We start from the raw sequence: 19,449 nt of genomic DNA, 5'->3' as shown, positions 1-19,449 counted from the left end.
CCTCCCCCCACGCCATATCAGTCGGCCACTTCACGGCTCCAGGCCCGACCGGGGAGGGATACCACCGCCATGGGACGTCACAGCTTGCCTGACGGGTTCCGGACGGGCGTCACCGGCCCCCGGCGGCGCGCGCGGCGCCGCGGCGTGGCGATCGGGACGATCCTCGCGCTCGCAGTCGTCGCCGCAGGCACGGCGGTCGCGCTGGACGGCGGCCCGCTCTCCTTCGGCTCGTCCTGCCGGGACAGCGCGGTACGCCTCAGGATCGCCGCGGCTCCTGGCATCGTGCCGGCACTCAAGGACGCGGCCGACTACGCCCGCGACAACGACGTGACCTCCGACGGCAGCTGCCTGGACATCCGGGTGACCGCGCGGGAGGCGTACAAGGTCACGGACGCCTTGCGCTCGCGGGATGAGAGCGCCACCGACTTCGATGTCTGGGTCCCGGACTCGGAGGTGTGGCTGGACCGGATCCTGGCGGACGACAGGTCGACTCGAGTGACACCGACGGGGAATGTCGCCTTCACCCCGGTCGGCGTCGCCATGATCCCGACGGCTGCGAAATCCCTCGGGTGGCCCGACAAGACGTATACCTGGAGCGAGTTGGCGGGGGCTACGACGACGAGTGACCGCCTGAAGCTCGGCGCGGGCGACCCGTCGCGCAGTGCGTCCGGTCTGCTCGCCCTGACTCGGCTGACCCAGGCCGCGAGCAGGTCCACGGACGGCGACACCGTGGCGGCGGCCATGGCGAAGGCGCTCTCGCAGCGCATCTCCGAGAGCGACAGCCAGGTCCTGGACACTTTGCCGCGCGACCTCTCCGGCACCGAGCAGGGCAACCCGAAGCGCAACCAGGCGCTGATCCTCTCCGAGCAGGCGGCGTTCGCGTACAACACGTCGGCGGACAGCGGCGACGACCTCGACCTCTTCTATCCCAAGGACGGGTCACCACGGCTCGACTACCCGTTCGCCCTGGTCGACGAGCCCGCGCTGACCACGGACGAGAGCCGGGCCGCGCTGCGGTTCATGACTCTGCTCGGCGAGCCCGGCGGACGGAAGATCCTGGCGAAGCACGGTTTCCGCACGGAGGACGACACCTCGAAGGAACTGATCACGCAGGCGGGCGGCCGCAGCCCGCAGCCGTACGGAGAGTTGCTGGCCGAACCGCCCACGGACAAGGAGATCGAGGAGGCCCTCGGCCTGTGGACGATCACGGTGCAGAGCGCCCGGCTCACCACGGTCGTCGACGCCTCCGCGTCCATGTCGAAGCCGGTGCCGGGCACGGACCAGTCCCGTATGGACGTGACCAAGGCATCGCTGCTGCAGGCCCTGGCCACCTTCACCCCTGAGGACGAGATCGGGCTCTGGGAGTTCTCCACCAAGCTCGACGGCAAGCGCGACTACCGCGTCCTCGTACCGACCGAGCGGCTCGGCGACCGTGCGGGCGACGGCACCCAGTGGGACCGGCTGTCGGCGGCCTTCAGCGGCCTGAAGCCTGTCCCGGACGGCCCGACCGGCCTGTACGACACCACGCTGGCGGCGTACAAGGCGGCCGCGGCCTCGTACGTGCCGGACAAGTTCAACGCGGTGGTGCTGCTGACCGACGGCGTGAATCAGGACCCGGGGAGCATCTCGCGCGCCGGCCTCATCGCCGAGCTCCGGAAGCTCACCGACCCGGAGCGCCCGGTGCCGCTGATCGCGATCGCCGTGGGCCCGGAGGCAGACAGGGACGAGCTCGACGAGATCGCGGAGGCGACCGGCGGCTCGGGCCACCAGGTCACCGACCCGTCCCAGATCCACTCGGTGATCCTCAAGGCCATCGTGGGGGCGGGCAGCCAGAACTGATCAGCCCGGCCCGGAGCCGATCAGGCCACCCGGTCAGCCCAGTCGATCAGCCCATCGGAATCGCGGGCTCCGGTAATCCGACCGGCCAGGTGTGGACCGGATCGCCGAGGTGCATCAGCTCGCAGTACCGCTTGGTCGTGGCGGCCAGTGCGGCCTCCCGCCCCATGCCGCTCTCCAGCGCCCGGTGGAACGTCCTGGACTGCCAGGTGGCCCCGTTGGCCCGCCGCCTGCACCGCTCCTCGATCACGCCGAGGTAGAGGTCCCGGTCGGCAGGTTCGACGCCCCACGCGTCCAGGCCGGCAGCCGCGAGCGGCAGCAGCTCGTCCCGCACGAGCTGCACGGCGGGCAGCCGCGTGGTCCCGCCGTACCTGCCGCGCCGTGGCCACTCCAGGCGTGCCTCGATGCCGTACCGGCAGGCGTGCTCGAAGTTGGCGGCCGCGGCCTCGAAGGGCAGCCGGGTCCATACGGGCCGGGTCTCCTCGGCCAGGGCGCGTACGAGGCCGTAGTAGAAGGCGGTGTTGGCGATGACGTCGGTGACGGTGGGGCCGGCGGGCAGCACACGGTTCTCGACGCGCAGATGCGGGACGCCGTCGTCGATGCCGTACACCGGGCGGTTCCAGCGGTAGATGGTGCCGTTGTGGAGCACGAGTTCGGCGAGCCGGGGTGTGCCGCCCTCGTCGAGGACGCCGTGCGGGTCCTCCTCGTCGCAGATGGGCAGCAGCGGCGGAAAGTAGCGCAGGTTCTCCTCGAAGAGGTCGTACGCCGACGAGATCCACCGTTCCCCGAACCAGGTGCGCGGACGGACTCCCTGCGCCTGGAGCTCGGGCGGGCGGGTGTCGGTGGACTGCAGGAACAGCGGGGGCCGCGACTCGCGCCACAGCTCACGGCCGAACAGGAACGGGGAGTTGGCGCCGACCGCGACCTGTGCGGCGGCCACCGCCTGCGCCGCGTTCCACACGTCGGCGAACCGTCCCGGGGTGACCTGGAGATGCAACTGCACGGAGGTGCAGGCCGCTTCGGGCGCGATGGACGCCGAGGTGCAGCTGAGCCGTTCCACGCCGTCGATGTCCAGCGCGAAGTCCTCGCCGCGGGCGGCCACGATCTGGTCGTTGAGCAGTGTGTAGCGGTCCACGTCGGAAAGGTTCGCGGAGACCAGGTCGTCCCGAGCGAGTGTCGGCAGAATGCCGATCATCACGATTCCGGCATCGACCTCGTTCGCTTTCCGGTGGGCGTATGCGAGCGAGGTGCGTATCTCCTCGGCGAGTCGATCGAATACCCGGCCGCCGAGCCGGTGTGGAGCAATGTTGACTTCCAGATTGAACATGGCGAGTTCTGTTTGGAAATCACGGCTCGCTATACGTTCGAGTACTTCAGCATTCATCATTCTCGGCATACCGTCAGGGCCCGCGAGATTCAGCTCGATCTCCAGGCCCATGAGATTCTTGGGACGGTCGAACCGCTTCTCCGCCAACAACCGCGCCAGTCCCGCGAGACACTGCTGGAGCTTTGCGCGGTAGCGCTGGCGATCGGACAGCGCGAACGGCACCGCCTCGACCTTCTCCCCCATCGAAGTGTCCCTCCTCGACTGGGCAGCCCGACGAACCGGCCGCTGGTGTCCCGGGTCACGAGGGATGATGCCCAGGCAATGTGATCGATAACGCCCTGGACAGGCCGACCGGGCGCTACGCTGAACGCAACTGCCTCCGGGCACATTCACGGGGCATGGGGCAGTGTGCAGTTTCAACGATCGGCACTGTCGTGAAAAACGCCGACGAGAACCGGCCGTCCACTTCGGCTGCGTATTCCGAGGTCATCGGCGAGTACCCGCGGAGAACCAGGACCAAACGCTCGTAACAGCGACCCAATTGTCTCTTGCGCTTAATAAGCGGACCGGCTAGACGAAACATCGTCAGAACACGTGTCGTATAAACTCCGCGAACGAGGCAGAGAGTTGGCGCTCGTGGTCATCGCACCCGCCCCTCTGACCCCGAGAGCTGACAGCGTCGTCCGCCCCCGCCCTCGCGTCACCTGTGCCTGTCGAATGAGAGGCGACCCACCATGCCGCTTCATGTCCCCCCGGCTCCAGCGCCCGCCCTGCGCACCGTCCTCACGGCACTCGGTTCTCCCACCGCCGTCCGCGAGGCGCGCACCCCGTCCCTGCGCGCCGCCCAGGGACCCGCCACGCCCGAGCTCCCGCTGCCCGTCCACGTGCTCGACCGGATCACCCCGGACGGCGCCTCGGCCACCCGCCTCGCCGGGTGGCGCTTCCTCATCCGCTGCGGCGAGCGTGCCGTGGCGGCCGCCGAGACCAGGCTGACCCCCGACGGCTGGGCCTTCTCGCACTTCTTCGAGGGCCCCTACGTCACCGCCACCGAGCGCGCCCTGCGCCAGGCGGAGACGATGACGCAGGCCTACCAGCCCCGTCTGCTCTCCGTGCCCGAGCTCTACATGCTCACGCTCTGGCTGCACGGCGACTACGAGGCCGACGGCGCCGAGGGCCACCCCGCCGCCACCGACCTCCTGGTGCCGCTGGCGCCCGCGCCGCCCGGCATCGCCGCGCACCGGCCGCACCGCGTGGCCGATCTGCTCCCCGTTCTGACCCAACGCCTCACGCCGGCGCCCACATCCGCGCCCACGCCCGCCCCGCTGCTCGGCTCACCCGCCTGAGCGCCTCCCGGCTCCGTGCTCGGCTCACCCGCCTGAGCGCACCCCGGCTTCCGTGCCCCGCGCCCCCATCCGGGCCGCGGGGCACGCCGCTGCACCGAGTGACATCACCGGGACACAGCGCACGCCCGGCCCGTCCGGACTAGCCCCATCCGACCACCGCGAACCACCCGAAGGGACAGCCCAGTTGGAATGAACCGTCCGCCCGGGTGATGCGTCATGAACCTGTGAGGAGCGCTGCCGCGAAATCCCTGCGGATCGGCGCCCGTAGGGCAACACTGGGTTCCGGACCATCAGACAAACGGGGGGCGGCCATGAGCACCACTTCGAGCCGCGGGACAGACACGACATCGATCACCGACCTCACACCGAAGCGAAAGATCCCATCCATGTGCCAGCACCAGCCACCGTGCCCGACAGCCGACTCCGCCGACCGGGAAGCAGCGCTCCTCGTGGCGCACCACCCGGAGCAGGGATGGAGCCTGCTGTGCAACGGCGTCCTCCTCTTCGAGGACACCGGTGAGCTTCTGCCGGACGGCCAGATCATCGCCCCGCACCGACCGCGGGTCCTCGACCAGGTGATGACGGCCGCCTGAGCGCACAGCGCACCACGGGCGACAGGCAGGCCGCCCGCAGAAACGAGGGCCGACCCGGGAAGCACTCCCGGGCCGGCCCTGACGCATGTCCGGGGGCGACTACTCCTCGTAAGCGTCCAGCGGCGGGCAGGAGCAGACCAGGTTCCGGTCGCCGTACGCCTGGTCGATCCGCCGCACCGGCGGCCAGTACTTGTCCGCGGCCGAGACTCCCGCCGGGAACACGGCCTCCTCACGGCTGTACGCGTGCTCCCACTCACCACCGAGCGCGGCAGCCGTGTGCGGAGCGTTCCGCAGCGGGTTGTCGTCCGCCGCCCACTCGCCCGAGCCGACCTGCTCGATCTCCGCGCGAATGGCGATCATCGCCTCGCAGAACCGGTCGATCTCGATCAGGTCCTCGCTCTCCGTCGGCTCGATCATCAGCGTGCCGGCCACCGGGAACGACATCGTCGGCGCGTGGAACCCGTAGTCGATCAGCCGCTTGGCGACGTCGTCGACACTCACACCGGTCGCCTTGGTCAGCGGCCGCAGATCGATGATGCACTCGTGCGCCACGAGCCCGCCGGGACCGGTGTAGAGCACCGGATAGTGCGGCTCGAGCCGCTTGGCGATGTAGTTGGCGCTGAGCACGGCGACCTGCGTGGCCCGCTTGAGGCCCTCACCGCCCATGAGACGGACGTACGCCCACGAGATGGGCAGAATCCCCGCCGAGCCCCACGGAGCCGCCGAGATCGGGCCCACGCCCGTCTCCGGCCCCGCGGCGGGCTGCAGCGGATGGTTCGGCAGGTACGGAGCGAGGTGCGCGCGCACACCGACCGGACCGACGCCGGGACCGCCGCCGCCGTGCGGGATGCAGAACGTCTTGTGCAGGTTGAGGTGCGAGACGTCACCGCCGAAGTGGCCCGGCTTGGCCAGCCCCACCAGCGCGTTGAGGTTGGCACCGTCCACGTACACCTGGCCGCCCGCGTCATGGACCTGCGCGCAGATGTCGGCGACGTGCTCCTCGAACACACCGTGCGTCGAGGGGTACGTGATCATCAGCACCGACAGCTCGTCGCGGTACTGCTCGATCTTGGCGCGCAGATCCTCGACGTCGACCTCACCGTCGTCCGCGGTCTTCACGACGACGACCTTCATCCCGGCCATCACGGCGCTCGCCGCGTTCGTACCGTGCGCCGAGGAGGGGATGAGGCAGATGGTGCGCTGGTCGTCGCCGTTGGCGCGGTGGTAGCCGCGTACTGCCAGCAGACCGGCCAGCTCGCCCTGCGAACCGGCGTTGGGCTGCAGCGACACCTTGTCGTAGCCCGTGACCTCGGCGAGCTGCTCCTCAAGCTCACGGATCAGCGTGAGGTAGCCCTGCGCCTGCTCGGCCGGCGCGAAGGGGTGCAGCTGCCCGAACTCGGGCCAGGTGACCGGCTCCATCTCGGTGGTCCCGTTGAGCTTCATGGTGCAGGAGCCCAGCGGGATCATGCCGCGGTCGAGCGCGTAGTCACGGTCGGCGAGCCGGCGCAGGTAGCGCAGCATCGCCGTCTCGGAACGGTACTGGTGGAAAACCGGGTGAGTGAGGTACTCGTCGGTGCGCAGCAGCGCGGCGGGCAGCGTGTCCTCCGCCGTCGCGTCCAGCGCCTCGATGTCGCCCTCCACGCCGAACGCGGTCCAGACGGCGCCCAGTTGGGCCCGCGTGGTGGTCTCGTCGCAGGCGAGCGACAGGTGGTCGGCGTCGACGAGGTGCAGGTTGACCCCGCCCTCGCGCGCGGCCGCGAGGGTCTCGGCGGCCTTCCCGGGCGCCCGCACGGTGAGCGTGTCGAAGTACGCCTCGTGGACGACCTCGACTCCGCCCGCCTTCAGTCCCGCGGCGAGGATCGTGGCGTAACGGTGGGTCCGCCGCGCGATGGACCTGAGGCCCTGGGGCCCGTGGTACACGGCGTACATCCCGGCCATCACGGCGAGCAGCACCTGGGCCGTACAGATGTTGCTGGTCGCCTTCTCCCGGCGGATGTGCTGCTCCCGCGTCTGCAGGGCGAGCCGGTACGCCCTGTTGCCGTCCGCGTCGACCGACACGCCGACGAGCCGGCCGGGCAGACTCCGCGCGAACTTCTCACGCACGGCCATGTATCCCGCGTGCGGTCCGCCGAAGCCCATCGGCACCCCGAAGCGCTGCGTCGTACCGACCGCGATGTCGGCGCCCAGCTCACCCGGCGAGGTGAGCAGCGTCAGGGCGAGCAGATCGGCGGCGACGGTGACGACGGCGCCCAGTCCGTGCGCCTGGTCGACGACGGGCTTGATGTCCCGTACGGCACCGGAAGCACCCGGGTACTGAACGAGCACGCCGTTGATCTCACGCTCGGCCAGCTCGGCGGGAATGCCGTCGCTCAGGTCGGCGACGACGACCTCGACGCCGGTCGGCTCGGCACGGGTCTCGATCACGGCGATGGTCTGCGGCAGGGCGTCCGCGTCGACCAGGAACAGGCCCTTCTTGTTCTTGCCCATGCGCCGCGACAACGCCACGGCCTCGGCGGCCGCGGTGCCCTCGTCGAGCAGCGACGCCCCGGAAGTCGGCAGTCCGGTGAGTTCGGCGACCACGGTCTGGAAGTTGAGCAGCGCTTCGAGCCGACCCTGCGAGATCTCCGGCTGGTAGGGCGTGTACGCGGTGTACCAGGCCGGGTTCTCCATGACGTTGCGCAGGATGACGGGCGGCGTGAACGTCCCGTAGTACCCGAGCCCGATCATGGAATCCAGCACCTGGTTGCGGTCCGCCAGGGAACGCAGCTCGGCCAGCACCTCGGCCTCGGTGCGCGCGCCCGGCAGTTCGAGCGCGTCGGCGTTCTTGATCACATCCGGGACCGCGGCGGCCGTCAGCTCGTCCAACGAGCCGTATCCCACCTGCGCGAGCATCTTGGCCCGGGCCTCGGTGTCGGGCCCGATGTGGCGCTGCTCGAAGGGGATCCCCTGTTCGAGCTCGGAGAGCGGAATGCGATGGGCGGTCATTGAGGAGGCCTCCTGGTCTGACGACCTTCGAGGGGCACCACGGCGCGGGTACCCCGACGGCCTCCCCCTCTGTCATCTCAACCTGAGAGTTTCACCGGTCCGCCACGAAGGCGCACCGGCTTTCACCGTCGGTGAGAGCGGAAGCCGTCGGCACCCGCTCTGCTTTCCAGAGTGACCTCGTCCGTGCGGTACGTGGGCCTGAGAGATTCCGGGGAGGATTTGCTCCTTCGGCGCCTCCGATGAAGCCTGGAGGACTCTCCCGCACGGGGTCAGCAGCCGTTGCCCAGGGTACCAGCGGGGTTCCCCCGAGTGGCCGCCCACCTCAAAGTGCTCTTTCGTAGTGCCTAGGGATGAGTTGCGAGCAGCAGGAGGGCCCGTGCAGAGCGACATCGATCCGCGCAACCTGATAGGCCGCAGGGCGTTCGACCGCAACGGCTCCAAGATCGGCACCGTCGACGAGGTCTATCTCGACGATGCGACCGGAGCGCCGGAGTGGGCGGCCATACGCACCGGCCTGTTCAGCAGAGACGCCTTCGTACCCCTGGAGCCCAGCGAATTCGTCGACGGCGCCCTGCGGATCCCCTTCGACCGCGCCCTGATCAAGGACGCCCCCGACTTCGGAGTCGGCCGCCACCTCTCTCCCGAGCAGGAAATCCAGCTCTACCACCACTACGGCCTCGACGTGGCGCCCCCTCCCCCGCTCCCGGACCACGACTTCGGTCACCTGGCAGGCAAGGACGACGTCCCGTAAGGAGCGCCACAAACGCCCCGCACGGCCCGAATCGCCTCGGCTGCGGGCTACGCCGTCTCGGGCTCGGCGTCGGACACACCCCGTCCCGGCAGCTGCTCCCCCGCGCCCCCAGGTCTTCGCGCCACCAGCGGCAGCGGCTCCGCCGGCTCCAGCTCCGGATCGTCCGTCCGAAAAGTACGCACCCGGCCCGGCCCGGAGTCGGGCGTCTCGAACCGCACAGTGACCCGCCCCAGCCCACTCCCCTGCACCCATCCATGCCCGAACTCACCGTGCCGTACATCGTGCCCCGCACTCCACCGACGCTCGGCGGGCGCCTCGGGCTCCTCGGCCGGCTGCTCCGTCTCCTCCTCGACCGAGTGCTCCAGCTCCTCGGCGGCGGCCTGCGCCTGGGCGAAGAGATCCTCCTGCGTGTAGTCGGCAAGCCCCGAGACACCGACCCCCAGCAGCCGTACGCCGCCCGTGGTGTCCACGGACTCCAGAAGCCGCCCGGCCGCCTCCCGCACTACCGCCGGGTCGTCCGTGGGGCCCCTCAGCGTCTCGGACCGGGTCAGCGTCGAGAAGTCGTACCGCCGTACCTTCAGGACGATGGTCCGCCCCGACAGCCTGGCGCCCCGCAGCCGCCGCACACACCGGTCGGCGAGCCGCTGCACCTCCATCCGCACCCGCACCCGGTCGTGGATGTCCACGTCGTACGTGTCCTCGACGGACACCGACTTGGTGTCCCGCTCGGCCACCACAGGCCGCTCGTCGTGCGCCAGCGCCATGGCGTACAGCCCGACCCCGTGGGACTTCCCCAGCAGCCTCACGAGCTCGTCCTCGCCCGCCTCGGCGATCTCCCCGACCGTGGCGATCCCGGCCCGCCGCAGATGGTCCCCGGTGGCGGGCCCCACGCCCGGCAGTATGCGCACCGACATGGGAGCGAGCAGTGCCCGTTCGGTCCCCGGCTCTATCAGTACGAGTCCGTCCGGCTTGGCCTGCTCGGAGGCGATCTTCGCGAGCATTTTGGAGGCGGCGAGTCCCACCGACCCGGTCAGCCCCGTCACCGTCCGGATGTCGGCGCGCAGCCTAGCCCCGGCCAGCCGTGCCGACTCCTCGTCCCAGGCCGCCTGCCCGGCCTCCAGGTCCACGAACGCCTCGTCCAGGCTCAGCGGCTCCACCAGCGGCGACAGGTCCCGCAGCAGCTTCATCACCTGCTCGCTGATCTCCCGGTAGAGCCCGAATCGGGGCACGAGATACGCGGCGTTCGGCGCCAGCCGGCGTGCCTGGGCCATGGGCATCGCCGAATGCACCCCGAAGACCCGCGCCTCGTACGAGCAGGTGGCGACGACTCCCCGCGGTCCGAGGCCGCCCACGATGACCGCCTTCCCGCGCAGGCTCGGCTTGGCTGCCTGCTCCGCCGAGGCGAAGAAGGCATCCATGTCGAGATGCAGGATCGTGGGCGCGGCTCTCACATGTCCGATGCTGCCCTACGCCACTGACAATGCCCCGGTACACCGGGGCATCACCTGTCGGACCTCGGGCTGCGGACTGCCTCCGGACGCCGCGGCCGCCTCAGACCGCGCGATTGCGGCGCCGCGCCAGCTCGTCCGTCGGATTGTGGCCGACCAGGGTCTCGCCCGTGTCGACCCGCTCCCCGTGCAACTGCGAGAGCGCACCCTCCACGTCCCGCCACACGACGCCCACGGCGATCCCGAAGATGCCCTGACCCCCCTGGAGGAGCGCGTGGACCTCGTCGGGCGAGGAACACTCATAGACCGTCGCCCCGTCGCTCATCAGCGTCATCCGCTCCAGATCGCGGAACCCGCGCTCGCGGAGATGCTGGACCGTGGTGCGGATGTTCTGCAGCGAGAGACCCGTGTCGAGGAACCGCTTGACGATCTTCAGGACGACGACGTCCCGGAAGCTGTAGAGCCGCTGCGTCCCCGACCCGTAGGCGGGCCGCACGCTCGGCTCGACCAGCCCCGTTCTGGCCCAGTAGTCCAGCTGCCGGTAGGTGATGCCCGCCGCCGCGCAGGCCGTGGGCCCGCGATAACCGACCTCCTCGGACACCACCCCGCCCTCGCCCGGTACCGCCGTCGGCCGCTGTGTGTGATCGGCCGCGCTGCCGTGAAGCGGGTACGGGCCGCTCTCCCCCAGACTGCGTCCCGGGGCACCCCCAGCCGTACCGTCGCCGCTGCTTCTCACGCCGACCTCCGTCCTTGACCTGCCTTCTCGACGGTAGGCAGCCACCAGGGGTGCGTCAACGACCGCCACACTCGGCACGCCGAGTGATAATCACCCTAAGAGTGGTTTCCCGTGTCCCACCGCGGGGAAAGGCTAGCCGAATGCTCTGGGGACGGCCGCCGCACGGCCCGTCGTCCGACGGGCCCGGAGAGTCACTGCACGTTGGCACCAGAAGCTCACTGGCTGTTCGTCCCGAAGTCCTCGGGCGAGATCTGATCGAGGAACTCGCGGAATTTCTCCACCTCGTCCTCCTGCTCGTCCGGGATCGCGATGCCTGCGTCGTCAAGGACCCCGTCACTGCCATAGATCGGCGTACCGGTGCGCAGCGCGAGCGCTATGGCGTCGGACGGCCGGGCGCTGACTTCGACCCCGCTGGCAAACACCAACTCCGCGTAGAAGACGCCCTCCCGCAAGTCCGTGATGCGCACTTCGGTCAGCTCCTGGCCGACGGCCTCCAGCACGTCCTTGAACAGGTCGTGGGTCAGCGGTCGCGCGGGAGCCATGCCCTGCTGTGCGAAGGCGATCGCCGTCGCCTCCCCCGGCCCGATCCAGATGGGGAGGTAACGGTCGCCTCCCACTTCACGCAGGAGCACGATCGGTTGGTTGGAGGGCATTTCGACCCGGACACCTACGACGTCGAGCTCGTTCACACAGCAACCCTAGGCCGTGCTCGGCACCTTTGGGTAGTCGGGCACGGAATGGGCGGCCGATCCCAGGCCCCGCAGGACCCCGGGGTCACGGCAGCCGCACCCCTAGCGCCGCCTGCACCAGCGCGGCGTGCAGCTTCACCGCAAGCCCCGCCAGTTCCTTGGTCTGCGCCTCCGCGTGCGCCCTGGTCTGCGGATTCCGGTGACGCCGGAGCGGGGCAACGACCTGGTCGACGAGTCCGGCCTCGCGGTCGGCGGCAGCCTTCACGGCACGCAGATGCCGCGGCTCGATACCGAACCGGCCGAGTTCCACGACAAGCCCGGCCACGGTCACCGCCTCGGCGTCGTAGCCCCCGTCCGGCAACGGTGTGATGAGCCCGTACGACTCCCACTCCTTGAGTTCCTGCTCGCCGATCTCGGCGGCGGCCATCAGCTCGACCCGGCCGATCCGGGCCGCCGTCGGCCCCTCCGGCTCGCCGAGGACCACGCCGTCACGCTGGCGCCCCAGGGGCGGCAGCTGCACCGCCTCACCGCGCTCCATGGCGTCCAGGTGCTCGCGAATGACCTTCAGAGGCAGATAGTGGTCCCGCTGCATCCTCAGTACGTGGCCGAGACGCTCGACGTCGTCCGTGCTGAACTTCCGGTACCCCGACGGGGTCCGCTGCGGCTCGATGAGCCCCTCCGACTCCAGGAAACGGATCTTGGAGATGGTGACCTCGGGGAACTCGTCGCGCAGCACGTTCAGCACCGTGCCGATGCTCATCAGCCCGTTGTCCGCGGCGGCGGTACCGTGTCCGGCACCGCCGCTCGGTGTTCGAAGCATGGACCTTCCTGGGGGTCCCCCCGGACGGAGTCTGGGGGAGGGTCAGATGCCCCGCTGGCTCGCGTAGAAGACCAGCCGGTACTTGCCAATCTGCACCTCGTCGCCGTTCGACAGCGCGACCGAGTCGATCCGCTCCCGATTGACATACGTGCCGTTGAGGCTGCCGACGTCCGCCACCGTGAACGAGCCGTCAGGGGCGCGACGGAACTCCACGTGGCGGCGCGACACGGTCACGTCGTCGAGGAAGATGTCGCTCTGCGGGTGACGACCGGCGGTGGTCAGCTCACCGTCCAGCAGGAAGCGGCTGCCCGAGTTGGGACCGCGGCGCACCACCAGCAGCGCGGAGCCGAGCGGCAGTGCGTCGATGGCGGCCTGCGCCTCGGGCGAGAGCATCGGCATCTGCGTCTGCCCGGTGACCTCGGCGTCGTAGGCCTCGATGCCCGAAATGGAGATCGTCGAGGTGGTCTCCGAAGGACGCTCCGGGACCGCCCCGGCCCGCAGCGGCGCACCGCAGTTGGAGCAGAAGCGGCTCGCCTCCGCGTTGCGGTTCCCGCACCTCGTACACACCAGGGCCGACATGGACGGATCCTCCTGCCGCGGCTGCCCCGCGGGGGCATTGGACGCGTACGGGTCGGAGGCAAACCCTCCACCCGTACTTGAGGCTGACGGTTCCCCGAAACCTATGCGGCCGGACTGGGCAGGGTCAACAGACGGCGCGCCCTGACCACCGGAAATGTCACCGCCCGGACCATCCACCTGATCGCGGAACAGCGGGCGATCCCCCTGCTCCTCGGCGTCTCCATGGCGCGGAGCACGATGCCGGGCAGTGGCGTTGTCGCTACCCTCTCGCGTGCTCCTGCCGAACAACTTCGCAAACAACTTCACGGGCGATTCCCCTTGACCGAAACAGACCCGCCCGTGGGGCAGGACGAACCCTGACAACACACACCGGTCGAGCCGGACATCATCACAACGTCCGTGTCCACCAGACAGTTTCCACCACGCACCACCCATTCGGTGCGTCGACCCCCCGCAACCTCATGCCCTCGCGGAGCAGCCTCCAAGCGCCCCCGGCTCACTGGGAGGACGACCGAGCGTAGTCAGGCCGCTTCGCCGGTCGCAAGGCGTCCACGACGATCTTGTCCGAACGCTCCACCGTGACAGTGGCCTGCTCCTTCTCCAGAGTCTGCACCACCCCGCCGGGGATGTTGAGGGCCGGTTCGAGGTCCTGAGGCTTGCCGATGACCTTGAAACGATAGGGGGCGCTGATCTTGTTCCCGTCGACGCCGACTCCGCCGCTCACGTCCGTCAGATAGGTGTCGGCGACAACCCGTACACCATTGACCTGGATCGCTTCGGCGCCGGCGGCGCGCAGCTCCTGGATCGCGTCGAGCAGCATGTCGGCCTTGACCGTCCCCTTCGTGTCGTCGATGGTCACCGTGATGCCGGGTCCCTGCGCCGCCACGGTGCCCGCAAGGATGCCGAGTTGCTTCTCCTTCTCGACCGTCTGCTTGCGGGCCTCCTCAGCCTGGTCCGAGCTGTTCTCCAGCTCGGTGCGCTGATCTTCGAGACCCTGCTTCTCCTCCTCCAGACGCTGCGTACGGTCATCCAGTTCATCGAGGATGCGTACGAGATCTTCCTGGCGCGCGCCGCGGAGGGCGCCGTCACTGTCGCTGTTGGACGCCACCTGGACAGCGAGACCGAAGCCGAGGCCGAACAGCAGGAGGGCGACGATGAGTTGCGCCCGCGACACTCGTGGCGGCCACAGGCCCTTCACCAGCCGCTGACGGCCGGTGAGAGTCGGCCCGATCGGCTCAGACTCGGTATCCGGCTTCTCCGGGGAGGCGGCAGCCGGCACTTCTTCGGGCAGTTCCTTGCGCAGCGGGTTCTCGGGGGTCTCGTCCTTGCCGCTCATCCGCCTCACGCCCGGAAGACGTGCCGACGGATCGCCGCGGCGTTGGAGAAGATACGGATACCGAGGACGACCACAACACCGGTGGACAGCTGGGCACCCACGCCCAACTTGTCGCCCAGGAAGACGATCAGCGCGGCTACGACAACGTTGGACAGGAACGACACCACGAAGACCTTGTCGTCGAAGATGCCGTCGAGCATCGCGCGCAGACCTCCGAACACGGCGTCGAGCGCCGCCACGACGGCGATCGGGAGATACGGCTCGACCACCGCCGGAACCTCGGGCCGGACCAACAATCCAGCCACGACTCCCACGACGAGGCCCAGTACGGCGATCACGATGTGCCTTTCTCTGTGCTCGGTTCTGCTGTTCGTACGATCACGCTCGGTGCGGCGGGCAGCCTGACGTCGTCCTCGACGGAAATGCTGGTCCGGATTCCGAAGTTCTCCTTCAGAGCATTGAGATACTGTCCGTCACCACTGCTCTGGAACTTGGTGCCCAGCCGCTGGCCGTCCCCCACCGCCAGCACCGTGTACGGCGGCACCAGCGGCTTGTTGTCGACCAGTATCGCGTCACCCGCGGCCCGGATCGCGGACAATGCCGTCAGCCGCTGTCCGTTGATCGCGACGGCCTCGGCGCCCGACTCCCACAGTCCGTTGACCACGCGTTGCATGTCGCGGTCGCGAACGCGTCCGGTGTCGGAGAAGCCCGATGTCTCGCGTGCGTCTCCGTCACCGCTCTGGTCGGCTTCCTTGGCATCGTTCACGACGAGCTTCACACCGGGGCCGTGCACTTCGACCGCCCCCGACAGGATGCCCACCAGCTCACCCTGGTCACCGCCGTGCTTCTTCAGCGCCTCGCGCTGCCGCGCGCCCACGTCGTCGCGGAGCTTGTCGATGCTGTCCTCGAGCTTGCCAGCCGCCGACGTCTCGCGGTCGATACGGTCGATGAGTTCCTCGCGCTCCTTGGCGACGACCGGAGCCGCTATCCGCGCCTGCGCCGCTCCCACGGTCACCACGAGGGCCGCGAGCACCAGGCCGGCCGCCAGTCCCAGTTTCGCCCGCAACGGCTTCGGCATACCGCCGGCGCCTTCGGCATTCTTACGGGCAGCCGCCTCGGCATACCCCTCGTCGAGGCTGTGGTCCATGACGTTGGTGAGCAGCGACATGGAGGCGTCCGGGCGCGGGGGGCGCGTAGGAGTGCTCCGAACGGGGGGCTGCTGCGGCATGCCGCACATCGTCGCACGTCGCAACCAGTACCTCCGAATGGCCCCACCGGCGTGCCGAACGGGCCCTTTGGGCGCCGTCCGGCACGCGCGCGTAGCTCAGCGGCCGGCGCTGTCCACGATTGAGGACCACTCGTCGAGCAACGCCTGGGCGGACGCGTCATCGGGCCCTTCGGCCCACAGATGCGTGACCGCCTCCGCGGGATCCGGCAACACCATCACCCAACGCCCGTCAGTCTCCACCACGCGTACGCCGTCGGTCGTGTCCACGAACCGGTCACCGGCCGCTTCGACGACGCGCCGCATCACGAGTCCCTTGACCGCCCAGGGAGTCGCGAGATCGCGCTTGAGGACGTGCGCCCGCGGAATCCGCGCATCGATCTGGCTGAGTGTGAGCTGCGTCCGCGCCACAAGACCGATGAGCCGTACGAAGGCCGCCGCCCCGTCGAAGACACTGCTGAACTCCGGCACGATGAAACCACCGCGACCGTCGCCACCGAAGATCGTCGACTCCTCGCGCCCCACGCGCGTCAGATCGTCCGGCGACGTCGTCGTCCAGTCGACCTGTGTCCCGTGGTAGGCCGCCACCTGCTCGGCGATCCTCGTCGTGGTCACCGGCAACGCCACCCGCCCGCTACGCCGTTCCGCCGCCACCAGATCCAGCATGACGAGCAGCGCCCGGTCGTCCTCGATGATCCGCCCCTTCTCGTCGACGAGCGACAGCCGCTCGCCCACCGGGTCGAACCGCACCCCGAACGCTGCCCGCGCGGACGCCACGATCTCCCCGAGCCGCACCATCCCCGACCTACGAGCGTCCGCCGTCTCCGTGGGCCGCGACTCGTCGAGACCGGGATTGATGGTCAGCGAATCGACACCGAGCTTGCCCAAGAGACTGGGCAGTACCAGTCCGGCGCTCCCGTTCGAGGCATCCACGACCACCTTCAGCCCAGACTCGGCAACCCCGGTGGTGTCGACATTCCGTAGCAGGGAGCCGGTGTACGAATCAAAGACACTGGCCGGGAAATGCAGATCCCCGATCTCCCCCGGGAACGCACGCCGGTACTCCTGCCGCGCGAACACCCGGTCCAGCTTCCGCTGACTCCCCTGCGACAGATCCGCCCCGCGTCCGTCGAAGAACATGATGTCGACGGAATCCGGAACCCCGGGCGTCGTCCGGATCATGATCCCGCCGGCGCTGCCCCGCCCGGTCTGCTGCCGGGCCACCGGGAGCGGTACGTTCTCCAGGTCCCGTACGTCGATGGCGCTGGCCTGCAGCGCGGAGATGACCGCCCGCTTGAGTGCGCGAGCACCTCTCGAGTGGTCGCGGGCCGTCGTGACGGTCGACCCCTTCTTGAGTGTCGTCGCATACGCCCCCGCCAGCCGCACGGCGAGTTCGGGCGTGATCTCCACGTTGAGGATCCCGGACACGCCGCGGGCGCCGAAGAGATGTGCCTGGCCCCGGGACTCCCAGATGACCGACGTGTTGACGAAGGCGCCGGCTTCAATGGTCTTGAACGGATAGACCCGGACGTTGCCCTGCACGATCGATTCTTCGCCGACGAGACACTCGTCCCCGATGACGGCGCCGTCCTCGATGCGCGCGGCCCGCATGATGTCGGTGTTCTTTCCGACGACGCAGCCACGCAGATTGCTGTGCTGACCGATGTACACGTTGTCGTGCAGCACTGCCTTGTGCAGGAAGGCCCCGGTTTTCACGACCACGTTCGAGCCCACCACGGTGTGCTCGCGAATTTCGACATCGGCCTCGACCTTGGCGTAGTCCCCGATGTAGAGCGGACCTCGCAGTACCGCGTCGGGATGTACTTCGGCGCCTTCGGCGACCCACACTCCGGGCGAGATCTCGAAGCCGTCGAGCTCGACGTCAACCTTGCCCTCCAGGACATCCGCCTGCGCCTTCACATAGCTCTCGTGCGTACCGACGTCCTCCCAGTACCCCTCGGCGACATAGCCGTAGATCGGCTTGCCCTCCTTCATCAGCTGAGGGAAGACATCACCGGACCAGTCGACGGAGACATCGGCCTCGACATAGTCGAAAACTTCGGGCTCCATGACGTAGATACCCGTATTCACGGTGTCAGAGAAGACCTGCCCCCAGGTCGGCTTCTCAAGGAAGCGCTCAACCTTGCCCTCTTCGTCCACGATGGTGATGCCGAATTCCAGCGGATTCGGGACACGGGTCAAACAGACAGTGACCAGTGCACCCTTTTCCTTATGGAAATTGATCAGATCGGTGAGATCGAAGTCGGTCAGAGCATCACCGGAGATCACGAGGAAGGTGTCGTCCTTCAGCGCCTCCTCGGCGTTCTTGACGCTGCCGGCAGTACCGAGTGGCTTCTCCTCATTGGCATAGGTGAGCTCCATACCGAGCTCTTCACCGTCACCGAAGTAGTTCTTGACCAGCGAGGCCAAGAACTGAACGGTTACAACGGTCTCGTTGAGCCCATGCCGCTTGAGCAGCCGCAGCACATGCTCCATGATCGGGCGATTGGCCACGGGTAGGAGCGGCTTGGGCATGCTTGAGGTCATGGGGCGAAGGCGGGTGCCTTCACCTCCGGCCATCACGACGGCCTTCATGTCGGAAGCGTCCTCCTTGAAGAGACGACGGTATAGCCGACTTCACCCGTCAGATTGTCCCGCACAGTTCTGCTTGCGGGCCATCAGAGGCCACTAACGGCCGCCCATTCGGCGAGCTCAATCGGCCATGGTGTCCGCGCGGACAAGGCGGCGGACCTGAACCACGTAGAGGATCCCTGCCCACCAGTAGAGCGTTGTACCCCATCCCGCGAACGCCCATCCGAAAATAGCAGCGAGTGACGCGAGCCATCCACTTCCGTCACTGAGCAGCAGCAACGGGAAGGCGTACATCAGGTTGAACGTAGCAGCCTTCCCAAGGAAGTTCACCTGCGGCGGCGGATAGCCGTGCCGTCTGAGGATGCCCACCATCACCAGCAGAACCAACTCTCGCGCCAGCAAGGCAGCCGTCAGCCAGAGCGGCAGAATCTCGCGCCAGGTGAGACCGACCAAAGTCGACAGAATGTAGAGCCGGTCGGCAGCGGGGTCCAGCAGTCGGCCCAGGCTGCTGATCTGCTTCCAGCGACGGGCGAGCTTCCCGTCCAAATAGTCGCTGATGCCGCTCAGCATGAGCACCAGGAGCGCCCAGCCGTCGCTCTCGGGCCCACCGAACTCCGGCCTGAGGATCAGCCACAGGAACAGCGGCACGCCTGCCAGACGCGCCATGCTGAGGATGTTCGGGATGGTGAGGACCCGGTCTGTCTGGACGCGGGTCTCCTGGACCTCCACCCGGGGGCCTCCTGTGGGAACGTGCCAACGATGCCCCTTGACCTTACCCTCAGGCGTCTACCCGGAGCGCGGAGGGGTTCGGTAGAGCCCCGGAAAACAAAAAAGCTTCGGTTCTCGGACTTATTGTCCGAGAACCGAAGCTCTAAAATTTGTTCGGCGGTGTCCTACTCTCCCACAGGGTCCCCCCTGCAGTACCATCGGCGCTGTAAGGCTTAGCTTCCGGGTTCGGAATGTTACCGGGCGTTTCCCTCACGCTATGACCACCGAAACACTATGAAACTGTCAACCGGAGCCGTGGCATGGCTACGACGGTTGTTCGTGGTTTCAGAACCAACACAGTGGACGCGAGCAACTGAGGACAAGCCCTCGGCCTATTAGTACCAGTCACCTCCACCCGTTACCGGGCTTCCAGATCTGGCCTATCAACCCAGTCGTCTACTGGGAGCCTTAACCCCTCAAA

Annotated in this window: 15 protein-coding genes, 2 rRNA genes, 1 pseudogene and 1 riboswitch; of the genes and pseudogenes, 4 read left to right on the top strand and 14 right to left on the bottom strand. The window is 68.4% G+C overall.

What is annotated here, in order from left to right; all coding sequences use genetic code 11:
* Nucleotides 1–69: 69 nt before the first annotated feature.
* Nucleotides 70–1,839: a substrate-binding and VWA domain-containing protein gene (locus tag ACTWQR_RS31020; protein WP_443230515.1), complete on the top strand. Its 1,770-nt coding sequence runs from the start codon at nt 70–72 to the stop codon at nt 1,837–1,839.
* Between the two features lie 46 nt (nt 1,840–1,885).
* Here ACTWQR_RS31020 and ACTWQR_RS31015 read toward each other — a convergent pair whose 3' ends face one another.
* Nucleotides 1,886–3,406, bottom strand: coding sequence for a glutamate--cysteine ligase (locus tag ACTWQR_RS31015; protein ID WP_443230514.1), 1,521 nt, complete (start codon nt 3,404–3,406; stop codon nt 1,886–1,888).
* A gap of 491 nt (nt 3,407–3,897) precedes the next feature.
* Here ACTWQR_RS31015 and ACTWQR_RS31010 point away from each other — a divergent pair, with 491 nt between their 5' ends.
* Nucleotides 3,898–4,506 (top strand): hypothetical protein, encoded by a 609-nt coding sequence (locus ACTWQR_RS31010; RefSeq protein WP_443230513.1) that lies wholly within the window; start codon nt 3,898–3,900, stop codon nt 4,504–4,506.
* Nucleotides 4,507–4,892: 386 nt separating this feature from the next.
* Nucleotides 4,893–5,099 carry a DUF5999 family protein gene (locus tag ACTWQR_RS31005; RefSeq protein WP_443230512.1) on the top strand — a complete coding sequence of 69 codons (207 nt, stop codon included), beginning with the start codon at nt 4,893–4,895 and terminating at the stop codon, nt 5,097–5,099.
* A 99-nt stretch (nt 5,100–5,198) separates the two neighbouring features.
* Here ACTWQR_RS31005 and gcvP read toward each other — a convergent pair whose 3' ends face one another.
* The gene (gene gcvP, locus ACTWQR_RS31000; RefSeq protein WP_443230511.1) at nt 5,199–8,084 is read right to left on the bottom strand and encodes an aminomethyl-transferring glycine dehydrogenase; all 2,886 of its coding nucleotides are present in this window, start codon (nt 8,082–8,084) and stop codon (nt 5,199–5,201) included.
* Nucleotides 8,085–8,260: 176 nt separating this feature from the next.
* Nucleotides 8,261–8,356, bottom strand: a riboswitch (glycine riboswitch).
* A gap of 104 nt (nt 8,357–8,460) precedes the next feature.
* On the opposite strand from gcvP, the gene ACTWQR_RS30995 reads away from it, so the two are divergent.
* Entirely contained in the window at nt 8,461–8,835 is a 375-nt protein-coding gene (locus ACTWQR_RS30995; protein ID WP_443230510.1) for a PRC-barrel domain-containing protein, read from the top strand.
* Here ACTWQR_RS30995 and ACTWQR_RS30990 read toward each other — a convergent pair.
* From ACTWQR_RS30990 to ACTWQR_RS30935, 12 genes and pseudogenes are all read right to left on the bottom strand, one after another.
* A pseudogene (locus ACTWQR_RS30990) lies at nt 8,805–10,286 on the bottom strand (DNA polymerase IV). The gene ACTWQR_RS30995 and the pseudogene ACTWQR_RS30990 overlap by 31 nt on opposite strands.
* 100 nt (nt 10,287–10,386) lie before the next feature.
* On the bottom strand, nt 10,387–11,019 hold the full coding sequence (locus ACTWQR_RS30985) for a MerR family transcriptional regulator (RefSeq protein ID WP_443230509.1): 633 nt from the start codon (nt 11,017–11,019) through the stop codon (nt 10,387–10,389).
* Between the two features lie 215 nt (nt 11,020–11,234).
* Nucleotides 11,235–11,708 carry a bifunctional nuclease family protein gene (locus ACTWQR_RS30980; protein ID WP_006123076.1) on the bottom strand — a complete coding sequence of 158 codons (474 nt, stop codon included), beginning with the start codon at nt 11,706–11,708 and terminating at the stop codon, nt 11,235–11,237.
* Nucleotides 11,709–11,793: 85 nt separating this feature from the next.
* Entirely contained in the window at nt 11,794–12,528 is a 735-nt protein-coding gene (ftsR, locus tag ACTWQR_RS30975; protein ID WP_443230508.1) for a transcriptional regulator FtsR, read from the bottom strand.
* 42 nt (nt 12,529–12,570) lie between these two features.
* The gene (locus ACTWQR_RS30970) at nt 12,571–13,542 is read right to left on the bottom strand and encodes an FHA domain-containing protein (protein ID WP_443230507.1); all 972 of its coding nucleotides are present in this window, start codon (nt 13,540–13,542) and stop codon (nt 12,571–12,573) included.
* Nucleotides 13,543–13,603: 61 nt separating this feature from the next.
* The gene (locus tag ACTWQR_RS30965; protein ID WP_443230506.1) at nt 13,604–14,443 is read right to left on the bottom strand and encodes a DUF881 domain-containing protein; all 840 of its coding nucleotides are present in this window, start codon (nt 14,441–14,443) and stop codon (nt 13,604–13,606) included.
* A 5-nt stretch (nt 14,444–14,448) separates the two neighbouring features.
* A complete protein-coding gene (locus ACTWQR_RS30960) occupies nt 14,449–14,781 on the bottom strand; it encodes a small basic family protein (RefSeq protein WP_003988855.1) in 333 nt (110 codons plus the stop codon).
* Entirely contained in the window at nt 14,778–15,680 is a 903-nt protein-coding gene (locus ACTWQR_RS30955; RefSeq protein ID WP_443230584.1) for a DUF881 domain-containing protein, read from the bottom strand. Before ACTWQR_RS30955 ends, ACTWQR_RS30960 begins: the two co-directional genes overlap by 4 nt.
* Before the next feature lie 87 nt (nt 15,681–15,767).
* Complete coding sequence (locus ACTWQR_RS30950; protein WP_443230505.1) at nt 15,768–18,263, bottom strand: sugar phosphate nucleotidyltransferase; 2,496 nt, start codon at nt 18,261–18,263, stop codon at nt 15,768–15,770.
* Nucleotides 18,264–18,380: 117 nt separating this feature from the next.
* The gene (locus ACTWQR_RS30945; RefSeq protein ID WP_443230504.1) at nt 18,381–18,989 is read right to left on the bottom strand and encodes a CDP-alcohol phosphatidyltransferase family protein; all 609 of its coding nucleotides are present in this window, start codon (nt 18,987–18,989) and stop codon (nt 18,381–18,383) included.
* Nucleotides 18,990–19,140: 151 nt separating this feature from the next.
* Nucleotides 19,141–19,257, bottom strand: a 5S ribosomal RNA gene (gene rrf, locus ACTWQR_RS30940).
* An 86-nt stretch (nt 19,258–19,343) separates the two neighbouring features.
* A 23S ribosomal RNA gene (locus ACTWQR_RS30935) occupies nt 19,344–19,449 on the bottom strand; the annotation flags it as partial.

It is taken from the genome of Streptomyces sp. 2A115, from assembly GCF_052245575.1.
Classification (GTDB): domain Bacteria; phylum Actinomycetota; class Actinomycetes; order Streptomycetales; family Streptomycetaceae; genus Streptomyces.
This window is presented reverse-complemented; position numbering and strand designations above follow the sequence as displayed.

Bases quoted from the DNA above. Each gene is read 5' to 3' on its own strand.
- ACTWQR_RS31020 (WP_443230515.1), top strand. From the start codon at position 70: ATGGGACGTCACAGCTTGCCTGACGGGTTCCGGACGGGCGTCACCGGC.
- ACTWQR_RS31015 (WP_443230514.1), bottom strand. From the start codon at position 3,406: ATGGGGGAGAAGGTCGAGGCGGTGCCGTTCGCGCTGTCCGATCGCCAG.
- ACTWQR_RS31010 (WP_443230513.1), top strand. From the start codon at position 3,898: ATGCCGCTTCATGTCCCCCCGGCTCCAGCGCCCGCCCTGCGCACCGTC.
- ACTWQR_RS31005 (WP_443230512.1), top strand. From the start codon at position 4,893: ATGTGCCAGCACCAGCCACCGTGCCCGACAGCCGACTCCGCCGACCGG.
- gcvP (WP_443230511.1), bottom strand. From the start codon at position 8,084: ATGACCGCCCATCGCATTCCGCTCTCCGAGCTCGAACAGGGGATCCCC.
- ftsR (WP_443230508.1), bottom strand. From the start codon at position 12,528: ATGCTTCGAACACCGAGCGGCGGTGCCGGACACGGTACCGCCGCCGCG.
- ACTWQR_RS30970 (WP_443230507.1), bottom strand. From the start codon at position 13,542: ATGGGTGGTGCGTGGTGGAAACTGTCTGGTGGACACGGACGTTGTGAT.
- ACTWQR_RS30965 (WP_443230506.1), bottom strand. From the start codon at position 14,443: ATGAGCGGCAAGGACGAGACCCCCGAGAACCCGCTGCGCAAGGAACTG.
- ACTWQR_RS30955 (WP_443230584.1), bottom strand. From the start codon at position 15,680: ATGTGCGGCATGCCGCAGCAGCCCCCCGTTCGGAGCACTCCTACGCGC.
- ACTWQR_RS30950 (WP_443230505.1), bottom strand. From the start codon at position 18,263: ATGAAGGCCGTCGTGATGGCCGGAGGTGAAGGCACCCGCCTTCGCCCC.